The following is a 21,053-nucleotide window of genomic DNA, read 5'->3' on the forward strand; positions in this document are numbered from 1 at the left end:
AAGCAGATGCTGTCTGGGACAGAAACGGTCAAAGGCCGCCCAGATAGGTTTCAAAGATCCGTTGGTCCGCTTTCAAGGCGGCTGAGGCACCCGAAAAGGACAGTTCGCCGGACTCCAGAACGTAACCGTGGTCGGAACAATCGAGCGCTGCCAGCGCATTCTGCTCGACGAGAAGGACGGAAACCCCCTCGTGCCGCAGGCTTTTGACGATGTCGAGGATTTCGATGACGATCAACGGCGCCAGGCCAAGGCTGGGCTCGTCGAGCATCAACAATTGCGGTTCCGACATCAGCGCCCGACCAACCGCCAGCATCTGGCGCTCGCCTCCCGACAGCGTGTCGGCTTGCTGGTCCCGGCGTTCCGCAAGCCGGGGAAACCGGTCGTAAACGTCGTCGAGCAGGCCTGGCATGCGCCTGCGTGCTGACCGCCTTGCGTAGGCTCCGAGCATGAGGTTGTCGACCACGCTCATCTCGCCGAAAAGTTCGCGGGTCTCCGGGACAAGGCAGAGGCCGAGCTCCACACGGTCCTCGACGCCCAGATGCGCGATGTCCTCACCCTTGAACCGGACGGCGCCTGTGGAAGGAAGCAGGCCGATGGCCGCGGCGAGAAGCGTTGTCTTGCCTGCGCCGTTGGGGCCGATGACCGATGTGATTGTGCCGGCCTGCATGCTCAGGGAGACCCCGCGAACGGCTTCAACCTTGCCGTAGGCGACGTGAATGTCCTCCAGCGCGAAGATGTCCGTCATGCTGCATTCCCGAGATAGGCCGCGCGGACATGCTGGTCGGCGCGGGCGGCCTCCGGTCTGCCCTCGAAGAGCTTGTGGCCGAAGTTCATGACGACAAGCCGGTCGGCGAGCTTCATGATGAAGTCCATGTCGTGCTCGACGATCATGATCGTGACGCCGCTTTCGCGCAACTTCAGCAGGAGTTCGGCCAGTGCCTGCTTTTCCGGCTTGCGCAGGCCCGCCGCCGGTTCGTCCAGGATCATGAGGACCGGATCGGCGGCTAGCGCACGGCCGATCTCGATCAGCCGCTGGGTCCCAAGCGGTATGTTGCCGGCAAGCTCGTGCTCCTGGCCGGCCAGGCCGATGCGGCTGATCTGCAAGGCCGCTTCCGCCATGATCTGCCGTTCCTCGTCGCCGTCCAGGTTCAGGCCGCCACGCAGGTAGCCGCAGTTCCCGCGCGCATGGGCACCAAGGGCGACATTCTCGAGCACGTTCATCTGGGGGCGCAGCTTCACGTGCTGGAAGGTGCGGGCCATGCCCATGAGCGCGATCTGGCGCTGGCCCATCGCCGTGACATCTCGCCCCATGAATTCGACATGGCCGGACGAAAGGTCGAGGGCGCCTGTCAGCAAGTTGAACATCGTCGATTTCCCGGCACCGTTCGGGCCGATCACGGCCAGGATCTCGCCGGCCTTCACGTCGAAACTCACGTCATTGACCGCAACGAGGCCCTTGAAGCGTTTGACGGCGTTCTCGACCGACAGGAGAAGGGTTCCTCGTTCCGGCATCGCGCGCCGTGCCAGCGGCTCAACGGGAAATTCGATGGCTTTGCCGTGCGCCGGCCCTGCCTGCATGAAGCGCTCCGCCAGTGCCATGAACCCGCCGCGCGCATGGTGCAGAAGCAGAATGAACAGGCTGGCAAACACGACCGACTGGATCTGGGCGGCGTGCTGCGTGACCAGCGGCAGAACATCCTGCAATGCGCTTTTCATGGCGATCACGATCGTTGCCCCGGCAAGGGCGCCAGCGAGCTGACCAAGTCCTCCAACGACCATCATGAACATGTAGTCGATGCTTGCGTGAAGCGAGAAAGGCGCCGGGCTGACGAAGCGGTTGGCATGGGCGTAAAGCCAGCCTGCGACGGCGGCCGTCAACGCGGAGAAGACGAACAGGGCCAGTCGCACGCGGAAAATGTCGGCCCCGACGCTGGCGAGCAGGATCTTGCCGCCGCGCACGGCCCTGATGAGCCGGCCCATGCGGGCATTGAGCAGGTTGTGGCAGAACAGTGCCGTCACGGCAACGAGGACCCAGACGAGGTAGAAGACGAATTCCGGCCGCATCAGGTCGAAACCGCCGAGCGCAATCGGATCGATGTCGGATATCCCGGAATGCCGGCCCAGCATGGTCATGTTGCCGAACAGGAGTGGAACGGACAGGCCCCAGGCGATGGTGCTGAGCGGAAGGTAGTGACCGCCGAGGCGAAGCGTCAGCGCGCCGATCACAAGGGCGCTGCCGGCGGTCATGGCAAGGGCAAGGACAAGGCCGATCCAGGGCGACAGGCCGAGTTCCGTATTCACCCAGGCGGTCGTGTAGGCAGCGATGCCGACGAAGGCGGCATGACCGAACGACGTGACGCCGCCGATCCCGGAAAGCAGGACCAGGCCCATCACCACCAGGGCTGCCATCCCGATCTCGTTGACGAGGGAAATGGTGAAGCTGCCGGCCATGAACGGAAGCGCAGCCATCGCTGCCGCCAGGGCCGGAATCCAGAGAGGGAGACGTCGCGCTCTGCCCATGGTCAGACCTCTTCCTCGGCGCCGTCATCGGAATGCGATGAATAATGGGACCGGACGAGAAGGGCCGGTATCAGGAGCGAAAACACGATGACATCCTTCATCGCACCGTTCCAGAAGGAGGCAAAACTCTCCACCAGGCCGACAGCGACCGCACCCAGTGCCGTCAGCGGATAGCTGCCAAGCCCGCCGATGATGGCAGCGACAAACGCCTTGAGGCCGATGATCAGACCGGAATCGTAGTACATGGTGGTTGCCGGTGCGATCAGGATTCCGACCACGCCGGCCAGCAGTGATGTCGCGCCAAAGGTGAGGGTGGCGGTCATGCTCGGCCTGATGCCGACCAGCCGGGCGCCGGTGCGGTTGATCGCCGTGGCGCGAAGGGCCTTGCCGGTCAGGGTCTTCTCGAACGCAAGGAAAAAGAGAAGCGCCAGCAGGAGCGCTGTCGCGATCATGAGAACAACCTGGAGCGAGACGAACAGGCCGGGAGCCAGGTTGATGCCGCCACGCAGCAGCGGTTGTGTTCTGAAACCTTCCGGTCCGAAGAACAGCAGGCCAAGGCCTGAAAGCAGGAAATGAAGCACCAGCGAAGCAATGAGCAGGACCAGCACCGAGGCATCGGCAATGGGCTGGTAGACCAGGCGCGCAAGCAGCGGCACGATGGGCAGGACGAGCCCGAGGGAAATCGCGACGGCAACCGCAGGCGGAAGGTCGCGGCCGGCGGCCAGGACTGCCGGGATGCATGGAATGAGCGGCAAAGCGCCCCATGCCAGCAGGATCCGTGGCAGACGTGACAGGTTGCGCTGGCGGATGAGTTGCCAGCACTCCTTTGCCGTCGTCAGGCCTGCCAGGATGGCGACGAGGGCGATGGTCGGAGGTGTACGGCCGGCCTCGAGGAAGGCCAGCGTCAGCGCAGAGAAGACCGCAATGTCCCCGAACGGCACGAAAATCACCCGGGTGACGGAAAAGACAAGAACGAGACCCAACCCGGCAAGCAGGTAGATGGCCGCGGCCGCCAGTCCGTCAACCGACAGAATGAGTGCGATATCGAGCGACATTGCGATCCGACCTCTCGTCAGGTGTCAGCGGTCATAGAGCTTTTCTGGCCGCCTCATTTCTGCAGCACCCATTGGTCGCCCGTCAGCTTGACCATCACGGCAGCGCGGTCGTCGGCACCGTAGGGGCTGCCCGGCCGGAACGTCAGGACACCGTGTGTGACAGGCAGGTCGCTGACCTGGAATATCGCATCGCGCAGGGCTTCGCGATAGGCCGGGGTCCCGGGCTCGATGGAGGGATCGACACGCGATGCGGCATCCGCGATAACCTTCCAGGCATCGAAGGCATAAGCCGAGAAGGCGTCTTTCGCTTCCTCGCCATTGGCTTCCTGGTAGGCGGCTTTGAACTCGCCGGCCACCGCCTTGCTGGGGTGGCTGTCCGGCAACTGGTCAGCGACGACGGCAGGGCCGGTGGGCGCCAGCAACCCCTCTGCGGTTCCGCCCGCCACGCGGATGAAATCGGGATTGATGATCCCGTGCGTCCCGTAGATGGCACCCTGGTACCCCCGGTCGGCCAGTGCGATGTAGGGCAGGGCGCCCGGCGTTCCCGCGGTCCCGCCGAGGACGGCATCGGGATTGGCGGCGACGATCTTGAGTGCCTGCCCTGTGACCGATGTGTCCGACCGGGCGTAGCGTTCGTTTGTCACCACCTCGATGCCGGCCTTTGAGGCCTCGTCCATGAGCGTGTTGTAGGCAAGATCTCCCCAGGAGTCGGAGAAGCCGATATAGCCGACGGTCTTGACGCCGTTCGCCTTCATTGTATCGACAACGGCCTGGATCATCAGTGAGGCAGGTTGCGCGGTGGTAACCGACCAGGCTGCCTTTTCACCCGACAGGAAAAGCGGTGTGAAAGACACCAGTGGAAGCTTTGACTCGCTCGCGATCGATGCCAGGGCCATCGCGCCCGGTACACCGCCGGTGCCCACGAGAACGTCGACCTTGTCCTCGTCGATCAGCTTGCGGGCGTTGCGGGTTGACAGCGACGGGTTGGATTCATCGTCGAGCTGGATGAGCTTGAACGTATGGCCGTTGACCCCGGGTATCAGGTGCTGCCCGGCCGCCATGCCCTTGGAGAATGGAATGCCCTGGGAGGCGATCGGGCCGGAGAGCGGCGTTACGAGGCCGACCCGGATTTCGCCGGCCGACGCGGCGCCATGAGCCGCTGCCAGTGCCAGGGCGGAGACCGCAACGGCGGCAAACATGTGCTTTAGACTTCTGGTTCCCATTGTCGTTCACCCTCTTTCTTCGGTTGTCGTTGCTGTTCAGGCGATGGATTGCCTTTGTGTTTCCTGGCCGCTGCCGGCGTCTTCCAGCGCCTTTTCGACTGCTGCGCAGAATTCCACCCACAGGCGGTCTGCCTTGGTCCGCATCGGATTCAGGCCAAGCGTTCCGAGACGGCCGAATACCGTTGCCTTTGACTTGACCCGCAGTGACGTTCCGCCGTTGGCATCCGGGATCAGGAACATCTCGTTGATGCTCTTGACCGAACTGCCCACGGCACTGTCCTCGCCGGTGGACTCGCACCTCAGGTAGTCCGGTGATGTCTGTTCGGTGATCACGGTCCGAATGGTGAAGCTGGCACTGATGAAGGCGATCTTCACTTTCATGCGGGCGACATACTCCGTGTCGCTGACCACCTCGACGGATTGCATGCCGGGAACGCAGTTCGCCATGGCATGCGGGTCGAGCAGCAGGGTCCAGAGGCGGTCCGCCGGCGCGGCAAAGTCATGCTTCAGCTCAATGTCCATTCATTTTCTCCGATGCCTCGCGGATGGCGTCGACGATTCCCTGGTATCCGGTGCAGCGGCAAAGGTTGCCGGACAGACCCTGACGGATCTCGTCGTCGCTAGGTCTGGGATTGCGTGCCAGGAGATCCGCCGCGGCGATCAGGAAGCCGGGCGTGCAATAGCCACACTGCAATCCGCCACACGCCATGAAACTTTCCTGGAGCGGATGAAGGTCGTCGCGGGATCCCAGGCCCTCGATGGTGGTGATTGATGCGCCATCGGCCTGCGCGGCAAGGCAAAGGCAGGATTTGAGCGCCTTGCCGTCGACAAGGACGGAGCAGGCGCCGCAGACACCGGTTTCACAGCCGCGCTTCGTTCCGGTCAACGCGAGGTCTTCCCGGATGAACTCGGACAGAAGGCGGTTGGCCGGAACATCGGCTTCGACCGGCTCGCCGTTGACGGTGATCGACAGGGTCTTGCGTCTCATGCGGCATTGTCCTTCCAGTCGAGTCCTGCGGCATCGAGCAGGATGCGGCGCGTGGCGGTGCGGACGATCTGGCGCCGGAACGCGGCATCCGCCCGGCCGTCCGACAGCGGCTCCACTTCCGCTCCCGCCAATGCGGCAGCCTCCGCGGCGATGGCCGCGTTGACCGATTTGCCCGCAAGGAAGTCCTCCGTCTGCGCGAGTGCCTGGGGAACCGGTGTTGCCGCCCCTACGATCAGGCGCACATCTGAAAGTGCCCCGCCGTCCGTCACGGCCGACAGGGCGATGTTGACGACTGGCCGGTGTTCGGCCGGCGTGCGCAGGTAACGCCGGTACAGCATCTGGCGGCTGCCTGGCGGCGGGAGATGAATCGCGGTCAGGATCTCGCCGGATTCGAGGGCCGTGGTGAAATAGTCGACCAGGAACGCGCGCAATGGCAGGCGCCGTTCACCGCCGCGGCCGGCAATTGTGACCTCGGCACCGGCGGCGAGGAGAAAGGTCGCCGGGTCCGTGGCCGGATCGGCATAGCAGAGGTTGCCGCCGATCGTTCCCTGGTTGCGCACCTGCGGATTGGCAAGGCCGCCGGCCATGCCGGCCAGCGCCGGGCAGTGAGCCTGGACGATCGAGGAGCCGGCAACATCCGCGTGGCGGGCCAGCGCGCCGATCCGCAGTCCAGCGTCCGGGTCGAAGGCAATGTCGCGAAGTTCGTCGAGCTTGCCCAGCGAAACGACCGTTTCGGGCGCCAGCATGCGCTGGCGCATCGCCAGAAGAAGCGCGGTGCCTCCGGCCATGATGCAGCACGCGTCGCCGTGCTCGGCGAGCATCGACAGGGCCTCGGGAAGGCTTGACGGTTCGAGGAAATCAAACGGACGCATGATTTTTTTCTCCCAGGGCGGCGAGACCGGCCAGGATCTTTTCCGGCGTGATCGGCAAATCGGTGATGCGAACGCCGATGGCATCGTAAACGGCATTGGCGATGGCCGGCGCGCCGGGAAGGATGGCGGTTTCGCTTGCGCCCTTGGCTCCGAGCGGGCCGTTGGGATCATTCGATTCCACGATGCTGCTGTTAACCCGGGGCAATGCGTCGGCGGTCGGCATCGTGTAATCGGCGAGATTGCCGTTCATCAGCCGCCCGTCCTCGAATTGAAGATGTTCGTGCAGGGCCCAGCCGATGGCTTGCACCGCGGCGCCGTTGGACTGGCCGTGGACGGCAAGCGGATTGATCGCCCGACCGCAGTCATCCGAGAGCCACGTCTCGACGACCTGAACCTGGCCGGTTTCCGTATCCACCTCCACCTCGACCGCCTGGGCAGCGAAGGAATAGGCCGGGGCGATGTTTCCGTAGTGATCCTTGTCCATCATCACGGTGCGGGGATCATGCGTTGCGGTCACGAGGATGCCTTCGCCGCCATGACGGAAGATGTGGTAGCGGCAGATTTCCGGGAGCGGGGCGAACAGGTTGTCGTTGACCGTCGACTGGACGACGCCTTCGACGATGGAGAGGTCCGCGGCGTCACAACCGAGCTTGGCGGCAGCCGCGTCCAGGATCTGGTCGCGCGCCTGTTTCGCGGCCTTGAGCATGGCGTGGCCTGCATTGACCGTGACCCGCGAAGCGATGGAGCCGAGCGCATAGGGCGCGGTGTCCGTGTCAGGTGCCAGGACGGTGACATGCGAGAGGGGAATGCCGAGTTCCTCGGCGCAGATCTGACTCAGCATGGTATTGGCGCCCTGGCCCATGTCCGACTCAGCTGTCAGGATTACCGCGCGGCCGTCCTCGTTGACCTTCAGCGTAACGGTCGAGCCATCCCAGTTGCCCATGGTACGGTTGCCGCTGACATGCATTGCTGCCGCCATTCCGATGCCGCGCCGCAGGACGCCGCCGGTTTCCGGGCGTTCGCGCTTCGCCGACCAGCCGATTGCCCCGGTGACCTGATCGAGGCATTCAGGCAATCCGCAGCTTCCGATCGACCAGCCATGAACGCTGGTGTCTCCGGTGCGGATCGCGTTTCGCCGGTGGAGGTCGACGGGGTCAATGCCGAGCTTGTCCGCCATCGTCGCAAGGTGGCTGTTCAGGGCGAAGAGCATCTGCGTGCCACCGAAACCGCGAAACGCACCGCGGGGCATGGTGTGGGTGTAGACCAGCCGGGCCCGTGACCGCACGTTCTCGATGCGCTGCATGTTGTCGCTGCGCATGGCCGTCACCAGCATGACTTCAGGGGCAAGACCCGCGTAGGCGCCGCATTCGGCCAGGATATCGACCTCCTTTGCGACGATTCGGCCGTCGTTCTGCATGCCCATCTTGAGCCGGATGCGCGTGGGAACACTGAAACAGCCGGACTGGAAATCCTCGAGCCGGCTCAATCCGAGGCGCACCGGGCGATCGACCACCGTGGCCAGGAATGCGGCGATGACGCTGGAGCGTTCCTCGACGATCTTGCCGCCGAAGCCGCCGCCCACGGCGGGCTGGTGTACCCTGATCGTGGACACCGGGCGGTCGAGTGCCTCGGCCAGACGCTGGCGGGCAAGGAAAACCGATTGCGTCGCGGTCCAGACGGTGAGCTTCCCTGTCCCGTCGACAGTCGCCACGGTCGCCATGGGCTCCATGTATCCCGGATACTGCGATTGGGTGGAGTAGACGTCCTCGTGAATGAGGTCCGCACTGGCGAAACCTGCATCGACGTCGCCTCGTGCAATCCGGATCTCGTGCGCCAGGTTGCCTTCGGCATGGACTTGTGGCGCATCGTCGTCGAATGCCGATCCCGCGTTGAGCAGGGCGTCGAGCGGCTCGTAATCCACGTTGATCAGATCGATCGCATCATTGGCAACGGACTCGCTCGTGGCGACCACAGCCGCAACTTCCTCACCGATGAACCGGACGACGCCTTTTGCAAGGACATGTTGCTGCTTGTGGGCCACGCCCCAGCGTCGCTCGGGAACGTCTGCGCCGGTGACAACCGCCTTGACACCGGGCAGGGCCCGCGCGGCCGAGACATCAACTGACCGGATGCGGGCATGGGCATAGGGACTGCGAAGGACCCTGGCATGCAGCATGCCGGGAAACGCCAGGTCACCCGCATAGACGGCGCGGCCTTGCACCTTTTCCAGGGCTGAAACCTGCGGCACCGGTTGGCCGATCACGGTCGACGCCATGTGCATCCCTCCTGACTGCCCACTGCTGCCCGCTTGACGTTCCGGGCTGTTTGTTGATTAATCAATACGCTGATCTAAGTTTATTGATGAGTCAACAAAAATATTTTAATTGCAGGGAATCATTGACTTAGCTTCGCCAAGCTTGAAAACCTGCAGGGGAGTAGGCTGAAGAATGCGAGTTGACGAAGCCAGATGAGCAAGAGCGTGAAGGAAAACGAAGTGGCATGTCCCTGGTCGGATCTCGATCCGAGCGGAGAGGGACTGATCGTGCACGACTTCCTGACCACGAGGGTCAGTGCGCTGATGAGCGCACTTCGCCGGCAGGTGACGCAACCCTATGCCAGCCGATACGGTCTTTCGATCTCGGAATGGCGGGTCCTCTCACTCGTCGCGCACGCGGGCACGTTGCCGTTTGGCGACCTTGTCGTTCAGTCGACATCCGACAAGGCGCTGGTCAGCCGCACGATCCGGTTGCTGGAGAAGCGTGACCTTCTTGAAATTGTTCCTGAGAGCAAGAACTCGAAAAAGAAGATTGCGTGCCGGATCACCGGGAAGGGGAAGGCCCTGCACGATGAGGCGATCGTCATAGCGAGACGAAGCCAGGCCGAGGTGATCTGTTCCCTGGATCGCGAGGAACGCGAAGCGCTCTTCGCTATCATAGCCAAGCTCGGCAAGGTCCTGGAAGCCTAGTCGTCGAGGGGTTTAATAGCACAGCCGGGCTTGCCGGACGAAGGTGTTCGCGGCCGCGCTGAAGTCGGCTTTGGACTGGCCGAGGATGCAGGTTTTTCCACCAGTCTCTCTGCGTTTCATGACGGGATTGGTGAGAAGGACTTCGAGGCCTCGGGCATGTCGCTCTCAACCGCCCCGGGTTTGGCGGAGGCTGGTTGATATAAGCTACGCGGCCATTTCTGAGGTTTCCATAGCTGCATGGAAGTTTGCTTCGGCCTCTGCTGGCGGGACGTTTCCGATGGACTTCAGCAAACGGCGGTTGTTGAACCAGTCGACCCATTCGATCTGCTGGATCAGGGTGAGACGTGCTGCCCGAACCGCGTTGCACGTCTCGCCAGTTCGGCAGGTATCAAGGCCCGGATTGGCGACAAGCGCCCGACCGGGTCCGGGTCACCGACTTCACCTGCATCAGAACTCTGGAAGGCTTCGCCGATCTGGCCGTCATGATCGATCTCCATTCCCGGCGCGTCGTCGGCTGGTCGGTGCAGAGCCGTCAGACGACGGACGTGGCCGTGCGGGCATTGCTGTTGGCCGTGTGGAGACGGAAGCCGGAGAGCCGGGTGCTGATCCACTCGGACCAAGGTTCCCGGTTCACCAGCATGGACTGGGCCTCGTTCCTCAGGGCCCACAATCTGGAACACTCGAGGAGCCGGCGCGGAAACTGCCATGATAACGCGGTTGCCGAGAGCTTCTTCAATCTGCTCAAGCGGGAACGGATACGGCGCCGGACCTGCAGAACCAGAGCCTCCACCAGATCAGGCCGCCGACTTGCTCAAAACCTCTGACGACGGACAGGAGGGTGCGTTCAGGCCATGATTTCCGCTGCTTGTTCGATATGCGATACCATTTTCTTCAGGTCGACATCTGCATTGGCAAAGATGATGTAGCCTGTTCTTGTTCGTGGATTGAATTGCATCTCGGTCGTACAACCCGGATCACCGCCATCATGCCCCCAGTACGGGCCGCGCCGAAACCAGGCCAGCCCGGGTCCGCTTTTGGGAAGCATCTCCTTGACGGTTTCCTTGCCCAGCAGTTGAACCCCGGAAAATCGTCCTTCGTTCATCATTGCGATCATGAAGCGGGCCAGCTGGTTGACACTGGTACGGATCATCCCGTCTGCAAGCGTCGGATAGCTGTAAAGTTCGTGTTCGTTGTATCCGATCTTCGGTGTGACGCCCTCCGGCAACAGATTGCCGTCGCCGTCTCCCGGTACCAGCTGGCGCCTGAGCTTCTTGGCATAGGTATAGGCGCGTGCCTGCTTTTCGAGATCAAGTTTGCCGATATAGAACGATGTCTCGTCCATTCCGATCACGCTGAATATGTTTTGCTGCAGGTAGTCTTCCAACGGCTTGTTGCTGACCTGCTCCACCAGATGGCCCAACAGGGCAAATCCCGCATTCGAGTAGCGTTCCCGGGTTCCGGGCTGTTGTTTGCTGTAGATTTTCCTGCTCCAGAGACTCCCTCCGGGCCTGAAATACTCGGCGATGACGTCGCCCAGCGATCGTGTCGGATCTCCGGCTGCATAGAGCGAATACAGGACGTCGTCATCCTTCAGGGATGACGTGTGCGTCAGCAGGTGCCTGAAGGTTATCGGCACGTCCGGATGCCCTGGATTTCGTATGTTGATCCCGATGAACCGGTTCACATCGTCATCTAGCGTGAAATATCCCCTGTCGCGCAGCTGCATGACGGCGGTTGCCGTGATGGTTTTCGTGATGGAGGCGATCGGAAACAGGCTTCGGTCGGGGGAAAACGGGATGCCTTTCGAGAGATTGGCCATGCCGTACCCCCGTGACCAGACGATCTGGTCTTCCCTTGCAATGCAAGCGGCCAGCCCGGGGACATGATGCCGTTCCATCCAGTTCGTGATTGTTTCGTCCATCTGCCTACGCTGTCCGGCGCCCCATGGTTGAGTTCATTCCCCGCCTTTCAACAAGCTCATCGTTTTTCCGAGAGCCACCGCTGAATGATCCCGCCCAGGTTGTCCGGTTGCGGCTGTTCCGGCTTGCGTGGCCGGATGCCAAGCACGGCGGTCCAGGGATAGTGGACCAGTCCATAGGCATCGATGCTGTCGTCAGTCTCGCCGTCCTGACGGAAATCCATCCATTCGCCACCGCCATCATAAAAGACCTGCAACAGGAAGCGCGTTCCATCGCGGACCTGGACATCATTGGTTTCCGTGCAGCCATACTGTCTCAGCGTATCGACAAAGGATGCGAACAGATCGAGTTCTTCCGTCTGCATGACCGCGTAGAAATTCTCGCGGTGATAGCGATAGAGGCGCGGATCATCTTCGATACGGATCGGGTATCGATTTGTACCGGTAATCAGGTGGACGACATGTGGGGCGAGATCCGCATTGGCGATGAACCTCTCGTCATGCCGGCCGGCCTCAAAGTCGCTGGCACCTTTCAGGGGATAGCGTCTCAGAAAGTCCCAGAAAGTTGACGCGTAGGCCTTTGTTTCATCCGGCAACTCGATGTCGGGATACAATGTCGCTTCATTGAACCAGAGCGCCCAAATATAGACGTTCATAAGATCAGCGGGCAGTACCGCGGGGTCTTTCAGGGTCTTGTCAAGATCATAGTCGGTCGCTTCAAGCAGTGACCCACAGTCGCGGTATGCCATGTTGGTGCGCTTTGTGATCTCCGCTGTCCGGCGGTCTTGCTCGGGAGCGAGACTGTGGGCGAATATGGCGAGCGGCAAGAGATTCACAAAATCTTCGCAAATGACCGAAGCCGCCGGTTTTCCAATGTGCGCTTCAATCAAACGGCTCAAGAGTTGACGTGACCTGCGCCGGACCATCTTGTCGAAAGCCGGCGTGTTCGCACTGGCATAGGTCACTTGTATCAGCGACTCGACCGTGTCCGCGCCCACGGAGAAAATCGCGTCGGGTTTGTCCCGGTAATAGTCCGAAATCTCCTTGATTCCTTTTCGGATGGCATAGGTTGCGTATTGCGCTTCCTTCTGCGTCCAGGGCGCCGTGTTGAGACGGCCAGTCAGTTCCGCTGGCGGACGCCAGTTTTCCGGTAGCCGGGAGCGTTCGTTCACGCAAAAGCTAGGTGCCGGATCAGCAAAGCTTTGAACGATCAGTACAAAGACCAGAAAGATACCGGGAAGGATTGCAATCGCCATGGCATTTGACACCCATATATTGCTTACCCCGGCCGAATTCTGGAGGACAATTGTAAACTCAAACGATAATACAGTCGAGATAATGTTAATTAAATGGTAGTATAATTTTCAATGATGACGTTTTCAGTTGCTCCCATTCCTGAAGGACGGATCGTTGTTCTATTGGATGTTTCCGCTGAATTTCCTGGCGGGGGCCGGGGGCTAACAAGATGAAAATGCCGGGTATTCCAGATGCCCGGGACACGTTCATTTTGGCGACGGACAGTCTATGCGGAACAGATCAGCAATACCGGATTGGAAGCCGGGCAATTTCGTTCGGAGCTGTTCCCCGGGAAGGAGCAAGTTTAAGCTTTCGAAACGGGATATCGATCCTGCACGGAAAATCTTTTGTCGATCGAAGCAAGCCGCGACGACACGCAGGCCTCCATCTGCTTGCCCGTTGACGACGACGACACGCTGCAAATTTCGCATCATATTCAGCTGTTGAAAGAAGGCGGGCTCATCAGTTCGAAGTTTGGGCCCTTGCCAAACTCGAAGCGCTCTTGAGCGAAGGCTTTGATAGACCAGGCATCCGGCAGGTCGGGCCGCTGGACGGCTCAAGCACACCAGCCGGGGAGCATGCGAAACTACTTTCCTTTGTCTGAATCCAGCCTGCTCAGGAGCGACATGAGCAGATCGCGGCGTGCCTTGTTCTCGACTTCGAGTTCGACGATCCGCTTTGCACTGGCCACATGCGGAGCACCTTCGCTCATCGAGATTTCAAGCGCCTTGGCATATTGGCGAATGGCTCCGAGCCTTGCGCCAGAACTCTCGAGCACACGTCCGAAATTGAAGAACATGCGCGCTTCGTTGCCATGGAAGCGCGCAGCGCGCGAGCACACGTCAGTCGCGCGTCCGGTATCGATCGCTTTCATGGCGACTCCGATGAAACGCTCCGGCCGTGATCGGTCGCCGGGATCAGCTGCCAGTTGATCGCACAGATCGCGGAAATCAGCCCGCGCACCCATTATCCACGTGTTTGCGGCATCCTTCGGCGCCGGCAACGTGAAGAGCCACGGCCTGGAAATGTATTTTCCATCCTTGGTCCTGGTCTCATGTCCCCCTGCGAAGACATGACCACCATCGTCAAGCTTGGCCATGCCGTAGACATAGTCCGATTGGCCGACCTCGCCGAGGAATGTCTCGTCCAACAGCTTGCCGGCCAGCGAGTAGCGCGCAACCCAGGTGTCATAGTCGGCCCTGTGATCCCAATGGTCACTGGCAAAGCCTTTGAGGAGGACAGAACCGTCGGGCAGCGGGCTGATCTCGCTGCCGACGATATAACGAGCGAAGTCCCTCTCCAATTTCCAGACAGGCTCGCCACTTGCATTGATGCGGGCAAGAACCGCCCTGGTGAAACCGTCATTGCCGTATTTGGAAGCCTCACCGGCGACGATGAATTCGCTGTCATTGAGGAGAACAGCACCGGTGATCGAAAGCTTGCCGTCGTTCAGGCCGAGGTCGATCTCGATGGACGTCTCGATGCGTCCGCGCTGGTCCAGTAGCGAAAGGAGGTGGCCACTGGCCTCGCCTTGATCACCCTCCTTGCGGAACACCGAAATGACGGCTGTGCGGCTCCCGCTGGACCCTAACCATTCAATCCGTTCATGCTTTCTGCCGAGATCCTCGGTTGTCCAGACCACCTTGCCATGCGCATCCAGCATGACGACCACTCCGGATGCCCGATCGCGGGTCTTGCCCAGGGGACCGCCAGCAACGATGTTTCCGTTCGCGAGCAACGAAGCATGGACCCAACCATATCCGCCGGACTGCTTTCCGAGTATCGTCGTCCAAAGCACGCTGCCATCGTCGCGATAGCGCCCCAATCGTGAAACCGATCCCTGCGTTCCTCCGAACCCCTCGCTCCATACGACAAGGAACTCGCCATCCTCGGCCTCCAGGAGATCCATGACGAAGCCGGGGGCGCCTGGTTCCAGGAACGAGCCCCAGACGTGTTCACCCTCTCGCGAAATCCGGCCGATCCACGGCAGGGGATCGTCGTGGGTGTCATGTTTCATCGCACCGGCAATGATGAAATCGCCGTTTGGTCGTGCAAGAATTTTCAGCCAGTGACCGTCGCTGGAAAACACCTTGTCCATCAATGCAGTCGGCGGCTGTTTCGGTTCGCTGTCGGCCCGGCCCGTCAGATTGCCGGCGGTATCGGTCGTTCGGTTTCCCATCCGCTTGATGCGCAGACGGGCCAGTGGCGCGAACACGCCATCTGGAAACATTTCCAGGTAGACCTTCAACTCGTCCACCGACCGGCTGTCCTTGACATCGTTCCAGACCGCAAGTTCGGTGTCCGATGCGGTTGGCGGGCTTTGGTCCTTCGGTGCCGGTTCCACCGGATCGGGTTCGGCTTGCGTTTTCAAGTCAGCGGGCGGCGCATCGTTCTGTGCCACCATTTCCTTTGCCATCGGAGTGTCCGACTGAACCGGGACCTGTTCCACCGCAGCGGTTTCCTTCCCGCCTCCGTCGTCCGATTGCACCGGTTCGTCCCGGGCTGCCCCGGTCTTTGACGGTCGTATCCGGCTGCAATCTTCATCGAAGCGGACCGGTTCGCGTTCAGCGGATGGTTCCGGCGCTTCCGTCACGTAGACCAGCAGATTGCCGGCGTCCCTCGGGTCATAACCTCGGCTCTGGTCGAACTTGCGCCGTTTTTCCCACTGCCAGCCTTTCGAGACCGGATTCGGCCACAGGTCGAAGCCCTCTGCGATCTTTTCTTCGAACAGCCGCTTGAGATGGATGTCACGAAAGCCCGGCGGACCCTGCCGGACCAGATAGGCAATGCCATCGGTGTCATCGCCGCTCGACCGGGGATCGAACACGAGCACAGGGTAGTCGACGTAGGGTGACTTCGGATACTGGTTTTCCGGACCGTGATGGGTGACCTGGCCCGATTGGTAGCAGGCGTTGCCCTGGACCGCCCGGTTGATCTCGTCGACCAGGTCCCATTGCCGGTTGGAGATGATCCCCCGGACCTTGTCGAATTCGGCACCGGCGACGTCCTCCGGCGGACCGTGATCGCCGTCGAAATCGCGGAAGCCGATGGCAAGCAGGTCATAGTCTGCGGTGAGGTAGGGCTTGTGAACCTGTGTCGGATCAGCCAGCACCAGCAGCGGCCGCAGCCGTGCCATGACCTTTTCGTCGCGCATCGACGGCTCCAGCGGCCGGCTCGGGTCGAATGCCGGCTGGCCGTTCTTCTCCGAATTGCGCCAGTCGTAATAGGTTTCACGGCATTTCAGGATAACGTCGTTCTCGGCATCGCCACCTTCGGAATCGTTCAGGACGGCGCAACTTTCGCCCTCGTTGTTGACGACGGTCAAGGCACGCTCCATCGCGAATTTCTCGCCCTGGAAGTCCGGATGATCCGTCGTCGTGCTCTCGGTGACTTTCTCGTTGTACTCGTCGATCATCGCTTTGCGAACCGACGGGTCACGGAACATCCGCCAGATCTTGCTGTAGCGCTGGTTGACGGGAATATAGCCCGACTGGGGACCCCAGTTGGAACTTTTGCCTTTTACATTCATACCTTTGGCTGCGGCATTGTCGGCCAGGAGCCCCGTCGAATCGGCATTCACCGGACGGACCAGCACGATCGCGTCGCGCCTGTCAGCGATCTTGAGATACTGCGCGGCATGAGCCGGAACCATTCCGGACCAACGGATCGCCCGTTCGCCGGCTACCCGTGCATCGGTGAACTGGCGGCCCGGCAGGAAGCGCGGTGTCAACTCGCCCGCTTCCGGAAAGCCTTCGGGATCAAAAAGGCCGGGCTGCCATTTCAGTGCCGTGATGAGCCGCTTCTGGACCTCCGGGTGCCAGGGAGAGTAGCTATGCAGCACGGAAGGAATCGGCGCGTGCTCGACCGCCCCGCCGTACTGGCTTGTCAGCTTGACGACCCCGTCCGATCTCGGATCGTTGTGAAAGACCAGATCATGCAGCATGGCCATGAAGGCACGCGGCACATCATCGGTCTTGGACTCGTCGTAGTAGCGGCCGGCATCGACCCCGAGAGCGATCTTGCTCGCGGATTTCTTTATCAGGATCTCCAGATCGTCGTCATTGCCCATTTGCGGGCGCAGGTAGCCGAACGGAAGCACCGCGACCGTCTCCAGGTCGCGAAGGATCTCCGCATCCGTTTCCGCGTCGCGTTTTCGAGCCCAATAGTGGGCCGTCGAATCGAGCGTTTCACGCAGGATCGCTGCAAATGCAGCCAGATCCGGCTCTTCTCCGCCCAGGAGCGGGGTTTCTCCCCGCCAGTCCGTTTCGTTCCTGAAAGGGGCAGCGGTATTGCGCCAGCGGTAGTACCGGCTTCGGACAAACTGGTCCAGCAAGGGCTGGTTCTGGAAGAAGATCGTGCCCGCCAGTGCATAAAGCGAATTGTAGAGGCTGAGCGGATCGGCCTCCGGGTCGTTGAACTGTCCAGGGTCAGCCGTCGTGGCAATTGCCAGACTTGGAACCCTCGTGGGGCCGATCCGCTTCAGCGCGGCGCTCCCCGGCCGCAGATCGGTGACGGCTCCTGGTTCCGGGTCGAGAAAGAAGTTGAGGCCGGACGTGACCAGCTCACGCCGTGCCCAGGCGAACCATGGTTCGTCCTCGATCATGGCGTCCGCGATCGCGTCCTTCAACTCGGGAACCTCGCTGCCGTGATGCGGCGTATTCAGCGTCACAAGCCGGTAGATGTCGCCGGCGCCGAAATTTCTCGGCGCCCGATAATCTGGATTGTAGCGATCGGACGCCCAGACCCGCGAAAGAAGACCGCCCATGGAATGCCCGATGACCGTGGCCTGGGTCGCGGCAATGCCGAGGTCCTCGCGATAGTAGCGCAATGCCCCGGAAATGCCGGCGATCCGGATTGCCTCCGGGCTGTCGAAGCGCTTCGCGACCGGCTTGGACTCAAACCAGCCGGCATCGAATGCGGCACGTTGCGCGGCCTTGATCGGGCTTTCCCAGACCACGCTTCGGTTGGCGGCGAATGTCGAATCCGGCAAGGATCCTCTCAGCCAGCTGCCGCCGGATGTCTCGCTGGTATCCCACATGCCGTTGGTCTTCTCGTAGTTTACGAGGAAGGTCAGGAACCCGGCCGTTTCCAGCGCGTGTGCCATGCTGGTCCCGCCATTGAAGGTGTCGACCCATGTGGTCAGCGGATCAGCGGCAAGCCCGTGGACGAGAACAACCGGCGGGCGCACCAGCTTCACGGGAAGTTCAGCAGCGGCTACGTCACTGTCGCCGATGAAAACCGCGATCTTGATCTCGCGCATCTCCACCACGCCGCCAAGGCGGGCTTCGGGAGGTGCTGTCGGGTCTTTGCCTTCCGCGTTTTCGTCTGCGGAAAACCGGCCGGGCGCCGTGTATAGCGCAAATGCATAGCTGCGGCCATCAAACGCAACCGTCCTGCCATCGAGCAACGGTTCGATCGTTCCGGGCATGTCACCTTCGAGAGCAAAGCGGACCTTGGCCTTTCCGCCCAGTTCGGCCTTGACGAGGAGTGCGGTCACCCCATCGGTCGCGACGCCCTTGCGCATCTCGGAAGCGCGAAGGAGTTCGGATGGCTGCAAGTCCGCCGGAAGGGTTTTGCCATCGGCCGTATGGATCGGGTTGGCATCGAACAGGGACAGTTCCGGTTGGTCCATCCCGCCGCCGAGACCGGCCAGGATATGATCCGCGATGGTGAGGGCAGCATCCGGGGGCGCAGGAGAGATGCTTCGCACCTGCACAGCCGAGACATTGATCTCGACTGAAACACGGACCGCGATCGCATCATTGGACATAAAGTCCATGTTTTCAGGAAGATAGCCGTGGAACGGGGACTTCGCCTGTGCTGTCAGCCATACGGTGTGGTTGCCGGCTTTCCCGGGGCGCTTCGAAAGAAGCCATCGTTGCTTGATCTGCGCGATATAGCCTGGCGTCTCCAGCCAGCTGGTTTTCTTTTGATCGATATCGTTCGACGTGACCGATTCATCGACCATGAAATTCTTCCATCTCTGGATCGACATCGTCGGATGATCGAACGTGTGGCTTACGATCTTGATCTGGACCGAAATCGCTTCCTTTGTTTTGCCGCTCTTGGCCGAACACCGATAGGCCAACAGCCAGCTGACCTTGTTCTTCCAGACTGGCCTTGAGGTGGTCTCCTTGAGGCTGCAGATGGAACCTGAACTGCCATAGACCAGTGAGACAGCCGCGCGTGACCGTTGCTCCAACTGGCTATTGAATGCAGTTATGTTTTCCTGGGATGCTCGGGCATGACCTGCGACCACGAATGCCATGAGAACTGCGGTCAGGAATGCCTTGATCTGCGAGGTGTAGGCCATCAACTGCCTTCCTTCCAGTTCCAGAAGAAGCACCGGGCCATCATACGCGAAAGAAGCTCAGTATTCGATCACCGTCTTTCGCAAGCTGACAAGTATTCGGATTGCATGGAAAAGTCTGGATTTGCTTGAGAGTAGTGGAGAGCACCTGCCGAGACCCGAGATGTTTCACGGGACGAGGAAACAGATCGACGCCGGATTGTCGGCGGCAAGCGATGCGGCTGGTGTGACGAGCGGACGGGCTCGCGTGGTGACAGCTCAGGCGCGTCAAGAGCCGGATCGATGACCTGCTGGCGGGCCTCGTCGGGAATGCGGTTCCAGACCCGCCTGTGCTGTGGGTTGCGGCCTTCGAGCGCATCGACGCCACCGGCGGGGAAGCGGCCATGTCAGCGATTGAACGTAGCGCGGGGCATGCCGCCATAACGCTTGCGCCAAAAATAGAAGGTCGCGTCGCTGATTCCCGGCTTGCGACAGACTTCAAAGACCGGTGTGCCCTCATCGGCCTGGAGCAGGATGAAGGCAATCTGCGTCTCGGAAAACTTCGACTTCTTCATGGAATTCTCCTTCTCCCGTTAAAGGGATCATTATTGGAAAATTCCAGCTCAGAACGGTCCGATTTGGCGGGTGCACGTCACTGGCTTGGGCGTGAAGCGCGCAACCTTTGCATGGCCGGGGCCGGCCGGTCGAAGCCAGGCCTGCGCCAGGGCGGAACAGCAATCCGCATCGGCAGGTCCCCGGACGTTTCACGGCCGCACCGACCCGTTCGGAACCACCGGCAACACCAGTCGTTACAGGGGCGTGGATCGAATTTCATTCGGAGACTTGCATGTCTACTATTTACGCCGAAATCGAGCGCGATCATGCAAAACATCGCGATTTGCTGAAGAAACTCGCCGAAACGAGTGGCGACAGCGAAGACCGCCGCAAGTTGTGGCGCGACTTCTACTACGATGTGAAGTCCCACGCCGCGGCGGAGGAAGAGACCTTCTACGCCAGGCTCATGGAGCGCCCCGGCGGGCAGGACGATGCCCGCCATTCCGTCTCCGAACACAAGGAGATGGACGATATCATGGAAGATCTCAACGGCATGTCCTTCGACAGCCCCGGCTGGCTGACGCGCTTCAAGACGCTGCGCGAAGACTATGAGCACCACATGGACGAGGAAGAAAAGGAAATCTTCCCGAAAGCGAGGGAAGTCCTGAAGGACGATGAAGACGCCAGGTACGCGCAGCACTTTCTCAAGCGCAAATCCGAGGAGCGCAAGCTGGTCGACGAGAAGGCCGAGGGCAGCCTCGAAGAGTGACCGTGGCGGGTCCCGCGCTGCGGGCCTTGGCAGGCGGGATATGGCATCCGCCCCCGCGCATCCCCCTGGCGCCGGACCGCATGCCGGCAAACGAGAAAGGCCGCCCGGTCCGGGCGGCCTTCGTTGTTCCAGAGCGGGGGAGGATTACCGCTGCCGGCAGGTGTCGAAGTTGTCCGAGCCGCCGAAGGCGATCATCGCCCGGCGTCCCTTCGACAGAAGCGTCACATCGCCGTCGGAATAGCGCAGGCCGGAGCCCGAGCGCTGCATCGGCAGGCGCTCCTTCGGCGAACCGTCGATGGTATAGGCGACATAGTCCACGTTGCCGCGGGTGACATATTCCACCGTCAGAGGAATGCCCTCCGTGCAGGTGTAGTCGACGCGGTTGTAGAAGCTCATCGGGGTGGACATGTCGACCGCGAAGCGCGGCGCGCGGCGCGGCGGCTCCTGCGGAATCGGCCGGTTGCCGGCCAGCGTGCCGGTGATGGTTGAGCTACTCCCCATCTCTTGGACAGGTTCTAGCGTGATTTAAGCTACTCTCTGCTCCTGCTGATCGGTTTGGGTTTCGTCATTTCTCAGCCAATAGACCACGGCCGGTGGTTTGCC

Annotated in this window: 14 protein-coding genes and 2 pseudogenes; 3 read left to right on the forward strand and 13 right to left on the reverse strand. The window is 61.2% G+C overall.

What is annotated here, in order from left to right:
- Window positions 1-28: 28 nt before the first annotated feature.
- From CSC94_RS22560 to CSC94_RS22595, 8 genes are read right to left on the reverse strand one after another with little or no spacing between them, the layout of a single operon-like run.
- Complete coding sequence (locus tag CSC94_RS22560) at window positions 29-745, reverse strand: ABC transporter ATP-binding protein (RefSeq protein WP_099308637.1); 717 nt, start codon at window positions 743-745, stop codon at window positions 29-31.
- Window positions 742-2,469: a branched-chain amino acid ABC transporter ATP-binding protein/permease gene (locus tag CSC94_RS22565; protein ID WP_245408464.1), complete on the reverse strand. Its 1,728-nt coding sequence runs from the start codon at window positions 2,467-2,469 to the stop codon at window positions 742-744. The genes CSC94_RS22560 and CSC94_RS22565 overlap by 4 nt, the downstream gene beginning before the upstream one ends.
- Window positions 2,470-2,522: 53 nt before the next feature.
- The gene (locus CSC94_RS22570; RefSeq protein ID WP_099308639.1) at window positions 2,523-3,575 is read right to left on the reverse strand and encodes a branched-chain amino acid ABC transporter permease; all 1,053 of its coding nucleotides are present in this window, start codon (window positions 3,573-3,575) and stop codon (window positions 2,523-2,525) included.
- A gap of 53 nt (window positions 3,576-3,628) precedes the next feature.
- Complete coding sequence (locus tag CSC94_RS22575; protein ID WP_205853393.1) at window positions 3,629-4,774, reverse strand: ABC transporter substrate-binding protein; 1,146 nt, start codon at window positions 4,772-4,774, stop codon at window positions 3,629-3,631.
- 60 nt (window positions 4,775-4,834) lie between these two features.
- Window positions 4,835-5,320: an SRPBCC family protein gene (locus CSC94_RS22580; protein WP_099308641.1), complete on the reverse strand. Its 486-nt coding sequence runs from the start codon at window positions 5,318-5,320 to the stop codon at window positions 4,835-4,837.
- A complete protein-coding gene (locus tag CSC94_RS22585; RefSeq protein ID WP_099308642.1) occupies window positions 5,310-5,786 on the reverse strand; it encodes a (2Fe-2S)-binding protein in 477 nt (158 codons plus the stop codon). The genes CSC94_RS22580 and CSC94_RS22585 overlap by 11 nt, the downstream gene beginning before the upstream one ends.
- Window positions 5,783-6,658 (reverse strand): FAD binding domain-containing protein, encoded by an 876-nt coding sequence (locus CSC94_RS22590; RefSeq protein ID WP_099308643.1) that lies wholly within the window; start codon window positions 6,656-6,658, stop codon window positions 5,783-5,785. Before CSC94_RS22590 ends, CSC94_RS22585 begins: the two co-directional genes overlap by 4 nt.
- Complete coding sequence (locus CSC94_RS22595; protein WP_205853394.1) at window positions 6,645-8,933, reverse strand: xanthine dehydrogenase family protein molybdopterin-binding subunit; 2,289 nt, start codon at window positions 8,931-8,933, stop codon at window positions 6,645-6,647. The genes CSC94_RS22590 and CSC94_RS22595 overlap by 14 nt, the downstream gene beginning before the upstream one ends.
- 192 nt (window positions 8,934-9,125) lie before the next feature.
- Between CSC94_RS22595 and CSC94_RS22600 the strand changes: the two genes are divergently transcribed.
- Together CSC94_RS22600 and CSC94_RS22605 are read left to right on the forward strand one after the other, a co-directional pair.
- Window positions 9,126-9,623 (forward strand): MarR family winged helix-turn-helix transcriptional regulator, encoded by a 498-nt coding sequence (locus tag CSC94_RS22600; protein WP_099308645.1) that lies wholly within the window; start codon window positions 9,126-9,128, stop codon window positions 9,621-9,623.
- 321 nt (window positions 9,624-9,944) lie between these two features.
- Window positions 9,945-10,417 (forward strand): annotated as a pseudogene (locus CSC94_RS22605) (DDE-type integrase/transposase/recombinase); the annotation flags it as partial.
- A gap of 50 nt (window positions 10,418-10,467) precedes the next feature.
- Here CSC94_RS22605 and CSC94_RS22610 read toward each other — a convergent pair.
- The 4 genes and pseudogenes from CSC94_RS22610 to CSC94_RS22625 form a co-directional block, all read right to left on the reverse strand.
- On the reverse strand, window positions 10,468-11,544 hold the full coding sequence (locus tag CSC94_RS22610; protein WP_099308646.1) for a serine hydrolase domain-containing protein: 1,077 nt from the start codon (window positions 11,542-11,544) through the stop codon (window positions 10,468-10,470).
- A 56-nt stretch (window positions 11,545-11,600) separates the two neighbouring features.
- Window positions 11,601-12,797 (reverse strand): hypothetical protein, encoded by a 1,197-nt coding sequence (locus CSC94_RS22615; RefSeq protein WP_133123015.1) that lies wholly within the window; start codon window positions 12,795-12,797, stop codon window positions 11,601-11,603.
- A gap of 626 nt (window positions 12,798-13,423) precedes the next feature.
- Window positions 13,424-19,150: an anthrax toxin-like adenylyl cyclase domain-containing protein gene (locus CSC94_RS25205; RefSeq protein WP_099308648.1), complete on the reverse strand. Its 5,727-nt coding sequence runs from the start codon at window positions 19,148-19,150 to the stop codon at window positions 13,424-13,426.
- Window positions 19,151-19,557: 407 nt separating this feature from the next.
- Window positions 19,558-19,701, reverse strand: a pseudogene (locus CSC94_RS22625) (transposase); the annotation flags it as partial.
- Window positions 19,702-19,973: 272 nt separating this feature from the next.
- On the opposite strand from CSC94_RS22625, the gene CSC94_RS22630 reads away from it, so the two are divergent.
- Window positions 19,974-20,450: a hemerythrin domain-containing protein gene (locus tag CSC94_RS22630; RefSeq protein WP_099308650.1), complete on the forward strand. Its 477-nt coding sequence runs from the start codon at window positions 19,974-19,976 to the stop codon at window positions 20,448-20,450.
- A 144-nt stretch (window positions 20,451-20,594) separates the two neighbouring features.
- Here CSC94_RS22630 and CSC94_RS22635 read toward each other — a convergent pair whose 3' ends face one another.
- Window positions 20,595-20,951 (reverse strand): MliC family protein, encoded by a 357-nt coding sequence (locus tag CSC94_RS22635; RefSeq protein ID WP_099308651.1) that lies wholly within the window; start codon window positions 20,949-20,951, stop codon window positions 20,595-20,597.
- Between the last annotated feature and the right edge of the window lie 102 nt (window positions 20,952-21,053).

Origin of the sequence: Zhengella mangrovi, assembly GCF_002727065.1 — a bacterium.
GTDB lineage: Bacteria > Pseudomonadota > Alphaproteobacteria > Rhizobiales > Rhizobiaceae > Zhengella > Zhengella mangrovi.

What these genes read in the sequence shown, in the direction of transcription:
- CSC94_RS22635 (WP_099308651.1), bottom strand. Translation starts at nt 20,951, where the DNA reads ATGGGGAGTAGCTCAACCATCACCGGCACGCTGGCCGGCAACCGGCCG.
- CSC94_RS22560 (WP_099308637.1), bottom strand. Translation starts at nt 745, where the DNA reads ATGACGGACATCTTCGCGCTGGAGGACATTCACGTCGCCTACGGCAAG.
- CSC94_RS22580 (WP_099308641.1), bottom strand. Translation starts at nt 5,320, where the DNA reads ATGGACATTGAGCTGAAGCATGACTTTGCCGCGCCGGCGGACCGCCTC.
- CSC94_RS22615 (WP_133123015.1), bottom strand. Translation starts at nt 12,797, where the DNA reads ATGGCGATTGCAATCCTTCCCGGTATCTTTCTGGTCTTTGTACTGATC.
- CSC94_RS22570 (WP_099308639.1), bottom strand. Translation starts at nt 3,575, where the DNA reads ATGTCGCTCGATATCGCACTCATTCTGTCGGTTGACGGACTGGCGGCC.
- CSC94_RS22595 (WP_205853394.1), bottom strand. Translation starts at nt 8,933, where the DNA reads ATGGCGTCGACCGTGATCGGCCAACCGGTGCCGCAGGTTTCAGCCCTG.
- CSC94_RS22590 (WP_099308643.1), bottom strand. Translation starts at nt 6,658, where the DNA reads ATGCGTCCGTTTGATTTCCTCGAACCGTCAAGCCTTCCCGAGGCCCTG.
- CSC94_RS25205 (WP_099308648.1), bottom strand. Translation starts at nt 19,150, where the DNA reads ATGGCCTACACCTCGCAGATCAAGGCATTCCTGACCGCAGTTCTCATG.
- CSC94_RS22610 (WP_099308646.1), bottom strand. Translation starts at nt 11,544, where the DNA reads ATGGACGAAACAATCACGAACTGGATGGAACGGCATCATGTCCCCGGG.
- CSC94_RS22600 (WP_099308645.1), top strand. Translation starts at nt 9,126, where the DNA reads ATGAGCAAGAGCGTGAAGGAAAACGAAGTGGCATGTCCCTGGTCGGAT.
- CSC94_RS22585 (WP_099308642.1), bottom strand. Translation starts at nt 5,786, where the DNA reads ATGAGACGCAAGACCCTGTCGATCACCGTCAACGGCGAGCCGGTCGAA.
- CSC94_RS22565 (WP_245408464.1), bottom strand. Translation starts at nt 2,469, where the DNA reads ATGGCTGCGCTTCCGTTCATGGCCGGCAGCTTCACCATTTCCCTCGTC.
- CSC94_RS22630 (WP_099308650.1), top strand. Translation starts at nt 19,974, where the DNA reads ATGTCTACTATTTACGCCGAAATCGAGCGCGATCATGCAAAACATCGC.
- CSC94_RS22575 (WP_205853393.1), bottom strand. Translation starts at nt 4,774, where the DNA reads ATGTTTGCCGCCGTTGCGGTCTCCGCCCTGGCACTGGCAGCGGCTCAT.